The organism is Shewanella sp. 8A, from assembly GCF_023475945.1.
GTDB classification, from domain to species: Bacteria; Pseudomonadota; Gammaproteobacteria; order Enterobacterales; family Shewanellaceae; genus Shewanella; species Shewanella xiamenensis.
This window is the reverse complement of record NZ_JAMDJP010000060.1, coordinates 1-6,839: the sequence shown is the minus strand read 5'-3', so window position 1 is coordinate 6,839 and position 6,839 is coordinate 1. Positions and strand designations below refer to the sequence as shown.

Annotated in this window: 5 protein-coding genes; 3 read left to right on the top strand and 2 right to left on the bottom strand. The window is 48.5% G+C overall.

Going from position 1 to position 6,839, the window contains the following annotated elements; all coding sequences use genetic code 11:
* The first annotated feature begins 125 nt into the window (after positions 1-125).
* The gene (locus M0413_RS23130; protein WP_502957307.1) at positions 126-296 is read left to right on the top strand and encodes a Pycsar system effector family protein; all 171 of its coding nucleotides are present in this window, start codon (positions 126-128) and stop codon (positions 294-296) included.
* Between the two features lie 175 nt (positions 297-471).
* A complete protein-coding gene (qacK, locus tag M0413_RS22355) occupies positions 472-804 on the top strand; it encodes a quaternary ammonium compound efflux SMR transporter QacK (RefSeq protein WP_034732386.1) in 333 nt (110 codons plus the stop codon).
* Between the two features lie 98 nt (positions 805-902).
* Here qacK and ltrA read toward each other — a convergent pair whose 3' ends face one another.
* Together ltrA and M0413_RS22345 are read right to left on the bottom strand one after the other, a co-directional pair.
* The gene (gene ltrA / locus M0413_RS22350; RefSeq protein ID WP_014609903.1) at positions 903-2,252 is read right to left on the bottom strand and encodes a group II intron reverse transcriptase/maturase; all 1,350 of its coding nucleotides are present in this window, start codon (positions 2,250-2,252) and stop codon (positions 903-905) included.
* 720 nt (positions 2,253-2,972) lie between these two features.
* On the bottom strand, positions 2,973-3,551 hold the full coding sequence (locus M0413_RS22345; protein WP_086903633.1) for a recombinase family protein: 579 nt from the start codon (positions 3,549-3,551) through the stop codon (positions 2,973-2,975).
* Between the two features lie 159 nt (positions 3,552-3,710).
* Between M0413_RS22345 and M0413_RS22340 the strand changes: the two genes are divergently transcribed.
* Positions 3,711-6,695 carry a Tn3 family transposase gene (locus M0413_RS22340; protein WP_043495657.1) on the top strand — a complete coding sequence of 995 codons (2,985 nt, stop codon included), beginning with the start codon at positions 3,711-3,713 and terminating at the stop codon, positions 6,693-6,695.
* Positions 6,696-6,839: the final 144 nt, after the last annotated feature.

The window sequence follows — 6,839 nt, the reverse complement described above, 5'->3', positions numbered from 1 at the left end:
ATTTTTGAGCACTTTTCTTTCACCCAATGGGTGAAAGCTGAATTTCGAAGGAATGCATATTTATCAAGGCTTTGATTATGCTTTTTGAAGTACTGACGTAGAATCTAGGTAATCGATATAGTGAGCTGGACTCGCATAAAGAATGCAAATTAGAATTGGCTTTTTGTGATCAAATTGTAAATAACTCTAAGATATCGTTTATTAAGTACCGGGTGTTTAGTGCTGCTGTATTTTTGTTCTTAGCAGGCGTGCTGACCCCTCTAGGAGCGCTTGTTTTGTATTGGGTGCGAGAATGAGCCATAACAAAGCGCTGCTACGGAAAATTTACTCGCGGGCGCTCCTAAATTTCCGCAAAGCGCAGCGTTAGATGTAATTAACCGGAAAGTTGCGCACGAATAATTTTTTTCTTCAAGACTGCAATTTTAAGAGAAAAAGACATATACTCCCTTCGAATCATATTGGAGGCGGATCATGAAAAGCTGGTTATTTCTTACTATTTCGATTCTTGGAGAGGTAGTTGCAACATCTGCATTAAAGTCCAGTGAAGGTTTTACGAAGCTCGTACCATCTTTCATCGTAATTGTTGGCTATGGAATTGCATTTTATTTCCTTTCATTGGTCTTGAAGTCTATTCCTGTAGGGGTGGCCTATGCAGTTTGGTCTGGCCTTGGCGTAGTATTAGTCACTGCTGTTGCATGGGGGCTTTACGGGCAAAAGATTGATGCATGGGGTTTCGTGGGTATTAGTTTAATAGTTTGCGGTGTATTGGTTTTAAATTTGCTTTCTAAGGCAAGCGTTCATTAAGTGGCACTGGCATCTAATCGGGTAGCCGGAGGTATCTAGCCTCCAGCCCCCACACCACCCTGCATGCGGCTCCGCACAGGGCGGTTCATTTAGAACGCCTAACCTGTTTTCTGGTTCGGATAGTGAACCGCGATCCATCCATCTCTCAGTGAATACAATCCTGCTTTCTTAAGATACTCATTACTCAGCGCTTGCTGTATTCCTGGTGTTTTCGAGCTCCGCCATGGGCCTTTACTTGTGATCCCACAAGCAACGGCAGCTTGGATCCTGACGCCACGTTTAAGTAAGTTTTGTACCTTAGTCCGCGGTTTTCGCCACTGACGCCAGTAGCACATACGCACTCGACGACGGATCCAATGGTCTAAATCGACACACCCTTGATAAGCGTTGGCTATGCCAAAGTAGTTGATCCAGCCTTGCATGTATTGCCGTACTTTAAACAATTGATATCCCATGCTAACGCCCCAATTTCGGTTCGTCAGGCGTTTCATCTTTTGTTTAAAAATGTGTAATGTTTTAGCATGCCACTGGATCTTCCCGCGGTTAAAGGTAAAACCGAGGAACTTGCTTTGACCTACCTCTACCACTTGGCTTTTCTGTTCATTAACAACCAGTTTTAGCTTAGTGGCAAGGTAGCGAGTAATACTCTTGAGTACCCGCTCTCCCGCTCGAATAGACTTTACCAAAATGATAAAGTCGTCCGCGTAGCGGGCGAATTTGTGCCCTCGGCTTTCCAGCTCTTTATCAAGACTGTCCAACATAATGTTAGAGAGTAATGGCGAGAGTGGGCCGCCTTGAGGCACGCCTTCGAAGCTTGCTTCAAATTGGTCGTTGACCATCACACCAGCTCGCAGGTATTTACCAATAAGCGCCAGCAGACGCTTATCCTGTACCTTGATCCTCAATTGAGTCATCAACAGGTCGTGATTTACTCGATCAAAGAACTTGGACAGATCAACATCGACGGCAAATTTGCGCTTCTGTTTGATGATATCTCTGACTTGCAAGACCGCTTGTTTGGCATTCCTATTCGGTCTAAAGCCGAAGCTATTAGCCGAGAAGAAAGGGTCAAACAACGGCGTGAGAATTTGAGCAATAGCTTGCTGTATCACACGATCAATGACGTTAGGGATACCCAGTTTGCGTTTACCGCCATCGGGTTTGTCGATCTCTACGCGTCTGACTGCTGAAGGGTTATATTCACCTCGTTCCAGTAGAGATTTACACCGTTGCCAACCGCCTTGTTGCATCCAAAGCGGGAAGGCTTCGATAGTCATGCCATCGATGCCAGCCGCGCCTTTATTGGCTTTAACTTGACGCCAAGCTCGGTGTAGATTTTCAGGTTCGAGTAGTTGTTGGAATAAATCGCTGTTGAAGGCCGGTTGCATATCAATACGCTGCCGATAGTAATCGTCTGGCGACGTAGTGGGTATCGACAAGTTTGACAAGACTCCTCCTTCTTCTAAATGTTCAGGCCTTCACCATATCCCAACCATTACGATGGGCGTTGGGCTACTATGCCGTCTGCTGACTTCTGCTTAATCACATACCGAGTTACCCCGTCATGCGCTATCGGTTTTCATCTGGTTCGCTCTTTTCAGTCGATGAGATTGAAAAGCCAAGGCACTTAATAGACCAGAGCCTTACTGGTTATTGACCGATCGCGTGTTAAGCAGATCTCCCCAGATAAGAACATGAACTTTCTTTGCACTGCTGCATCATTTACGGTGGCCATTAGATCACGTGGTTTCGTCGTCTTGTGCCAACTCACCTCTAGCCTACGCCTCATATGATGTTCTTGTTCATCAGCTCGCAAATTTGCTAGCGGCTTCCTTCAGACCAATCCTCGCGGATAAGCCCTTGCCATTCGCTAGTAGTTAACGTTTAATAACAGCATGTTATTGAACGGTGACCTTCCTACAGAGGACTTTCACCTCATTAGTTCATGCCCATGCTGGGCGTACACAATCGGCAGCAGGCGGACAGCCTACACTACGCGGTTTTGTGTTACTCGCTGCGCTCAAACATTAACACAAAACCGCTCCGTTACGGCTGCCGCTGTGCCGGGCGTTCTGCTAACACCTAAAAGCGGACTTTACAGCCTTAAAGTTGGAATGTCTGCAATTGGCACTGAGCAGACTGTCAACGCTGGAATCTTGGGTCTGGGATTATTGCTTACCTGCCTTTACCCGAAGAATTGTTTGCCGGGTGGTATTAAACTCCCGGGCAATGGCGCTGATACTGACCCCGGTGTTAATGCGTTCAATCACAGAAAGTTGCTGTTCTTCATTCAGTGTGGAAGGACGGCCAAACCGCTTTCCTGCCGCTTTTGCCCTCGCAATACCTGAATGTGTGCGCTCAAGCAACAGATCCCGCTCAAATTCCGCCACCGCTGAAATAACCTGCATAGTCATTCTCCCGGCAGCACTTGTCAGATCAACACCTCCGAGCGCAAGGCAGTGAACTCGAATATCTGACGCAGCCAGTTGCTCAACTGTTTTTCTTATATCCATGGCATTACGCCCAAGACGGTCCAGCTTGGTGACAATCAGCACGTCGCCATTTTCCATGCGATCAAGCAGTCGGGTGAAGCCTGGTCGTTCACCGGCGGCAACCGAACCGCTGATATGTTCTTCAATCAGTCGCTGGGGCCGGACGGTAAAACCGGCAGCCTCGATTTCTCTGCTCTGATTTTCGGTGGTCTGATCCAGGGTAGAGACCCGGCAGTAAGCAAAAACACGTGACATAGTGATATTTTATGTACGAAATGGATGTACGAATCATAACGCATGTACGAAATGAATTTCACTTACTTTCGGACAGATTTGCAGAGTAGTGTACGAAACCGACCGGTTTCGGTCAGGGCAAGAAATAACGTAAATAAACTATATGCAGAGGAAGCATTTATGCCACGGAGACAAATACTCAGTAGTGAAGAAAAAGAACGCTTGTTGGTTGTGCCGGAAGATGACGTTCTTCTGACGCGCATGTGCTTTTTGAACGAACATGACCTCGCGCTTATTAATAAACATCGCAGACCAGCTAACCGCCTGGGCTTTGCTGTTTTACTTTGCTATTTGCGAGGGCCAGGATTTCCACCCGACAATAATGAGTCCCCTCACTACGGGGTTGTTTCCCGGCTTGCGGCTCATTTGAAACTTCAGCCTGATCTGTGGGCAGAGTATGCATCAAGAGAGGTCACCCGCTGGGAACATCTGGCTGAACTCTACCGCTACCTTGAATTATCCCCCTTCAGCCGGGCGCTGCAAAAAAACTGTATTCGCCACCTTTATCCCCACGCCATGCGGACAGACAGAGGTTTTTTACTTGCGGAAGAAATGCTCTCCTGGCTCCACAGTAATAAGATTATTTTCCCCTCTGTTGAGGTGATCGAACGAACCCTTGCTGAAGCAACAACGCTTGCTGACAGAGCGGTTTTTTCTGCGCTGACCGAGCAGCTTGAACCGGGGCAAAAAGCGGCACTGGACCGCCTGCTGGTATCTGAGGGTGAACAACCTTCACGGCTGGCCTGGTTGCTTCAGCCTCCGGGAAAAATAAACGGCAAAAATGTCCTGCAACATATCGACAGGTTAAATGCGATAGAGTCGCTGGCACTGCCTGACGGTATTGCGCTTTCCGTGCATCAGAACCGGCTCCTGAAACTCGCACGCGAAGGCAGGAAAATGAGTAGCCGGGACCTGGCAAAATTCACGGATGTTCGCCGTTATGCCTCGCTGGTTTGTATCATATCGGAAGCCAGAGCCACCCTGACTGATGAAGTTATTGATCTGCACGAGCGTATTCTGGGCAGTCTGTTCAGCAGGGCAAAACGCACTCAGGCCGAGCGGCTCCAGCAAACGGGAAAGCTGATTCAGAGTAAACTGAAGCAATACGTTACCGTCGGGCAGGCCTTACTTAACGCCAGAGAGTCTGGGGAAGATCCCTGGGCCGCAATAGAAGACGTGCTTCCCTGGCAGGAATTCATCAACAGCGTGGAAGAGACGCGGTTCCTGTCACGTAAGGACAACTTCGATCCGTTGCATCTGATCACAGAAAAATACAGTACGCTGCGTAAATACGCGCCCCGGATGCTGTCAGCGTTGCAGTTCAGGGCTGCTCCCGCTGCAATGCAGCTCGGTGACGCGCTGGATACCGTCAAAGAGATGTATCGAAAGCAACTCCGAAAAGTACCACCTTCCGCACCAATCGGTTTCATCCCGGAAAGCTGGAGAAAAGTTGTGATTACCCCCACCGGCATTGACCGAAAATATTACGAATTTTGCGTGCTGAATGAGCTGAAGGGAGCATTACGTTCTGGCGATATCTGGGTAAAGGGATCACGCCGTTACAGGAATTTCGATGATTATCTGATCCCGTCCGGCGATTTTGAAAAATCACTCAAGGATAACCAGTTACCCCTTGCTGTTCCGGGCGATTGCCATGAATACATTGAGAGCCGTTTGACGCTTCTGGCATCGCGCCTGGAGGAAGTTAATGCAATGGCGCTGGCCGGTGATTTACCCGATGTTGATATATCGGATAAAGGCGTGAAAATTACCCCGCTGGATAATAGTGTTCCTTCAACAGCATCCCCTTTTGGCGATCTGGTTTACGGCATGCTACCTCATCCTAAAATTACTGAAATGCTGGATGAAGTGGACGGCTGGACTGGTTTTACCCGCCATTTCACCCATCTCAAGAACAATCACATCAGACCTAAAGACAGAAAGTTGTTACTGACCACCATTCTTGCCGATGGGATCAACCTTGGGCTGACAAAAATGGCCGAATCCTGTCCGGGAACGACAAAATCGTCACTCGAGGGCATTCAGGCCTGGTACATCAGGGATGAAACCTATTCAGCCGCGCTGGCCGAGTTGGTTAATGCGCAGAAAAAGCGGCCTCTGGCAGCATTCTGGGGCGATGGAACAACGTCATCGTCTGACGGACAGAACTTTCGGGTGGGGAGTCACGGGCGTTATGCGGGTCAGGTCAATCTGAAATACGGTCAGGAGCCAGGCGTGCAAATTTATACACATATTTCGGACCAGTACAGCCCGTTTTACACCAAAGTCATCAGCCGTGTTCGGGATTCAACACACGTACTTGATGGTCTGCTGTATCACGAAACCGATCTGGAAATTACAGAGCATTATACTGACACCGCAGGTTTCACTGAGCATGTTTTCGCGCTAATGCATCTGCTCGGATTCGCTTTTGCGCCAAGGATCCGGGATCTTCATGACAAGCGGCTGTTTATTCATGGGAAAGCTGAGTTGTATCCGGGGCTTCAGTCAATCATCTCCTCAACCAGCCTGAATCTGAAGGAAATTGAAACCCACTGGCATGAGGTACTGCGTCTGGCAAGTTCTATAAAGCAGGGAACGGTAACAGCATCACTGATGATGAAAAAGCTGGCCAGCTATCCTAAACAGAATGGTCTGGCAAAGGCTCTGAGGGAGGTTGGCCGCATAGAAAGGTCATTGTTTATGTTGGACTGGTTCCGGGATCCTTCGCTGCGTCGACGAGTACAGGCTGGGTTGAATAAAGGTGAGGCCCGTAATGCCCTTGCGCGAGCAGTCTTTATGCACCGGCTGGGGGAAATCAGAGATCGGGGACTGGAAAACCAGAGTTACCGGGCAAGTGGGTTGACATTGCTGACTGCGGCGATCTCGCTGTGGAATACGGTCTATATAGAAAGAGCGGTAGATTCATTGAGACGGAAAGGGATCGCGATTAATGAGCAACTGATTACCCATCTGTCACCGCTGGGATGGGAACATATCAACCTGAGCGGGGATTACGTCTGGAGAACAAACCTCAAACTGGGACAGGGTAAATACCGCGCATTACGCTCAGTGAATAGTAGTCTGTACAAAAAACAGGCTTAGCGTAGGATATTTTCCGTTTTCCAAGCGGACCCCTTACTGGATGAAGCCCCTCTGGACATTGTCTCTAATCCATGGAAACGCCTGGTGTTCGACAAAGAAGATAGAGTGACCAAGCGAGGCTATACGCTGTGCTTTCTCGATAAG

Bases quoted from the DNA above. Each gene is read 5' to 3' on its own strand.
- M0413_RS22345 (WP_086903633.1), bottom strand. From the start codon at position 3,551: ATGTCACGTGTTTTTGCTTACTGCCGGGTCTCTACCCTGGATCAGACC.
- M0413_RS22340 (WP_043495657.1), top strand. From the start codon at position 3,711: ATGCCACGGAGACAAATACTCAGTAGTGAAGAAAAAGAACGCTTGTTG.
- qacK (WP_034732386.1), top strand. From the start codon at position 472: ATGAAAAGCTGGTTATTTCTTACTATTTCGATTCTTGGAGAGGTAGTT.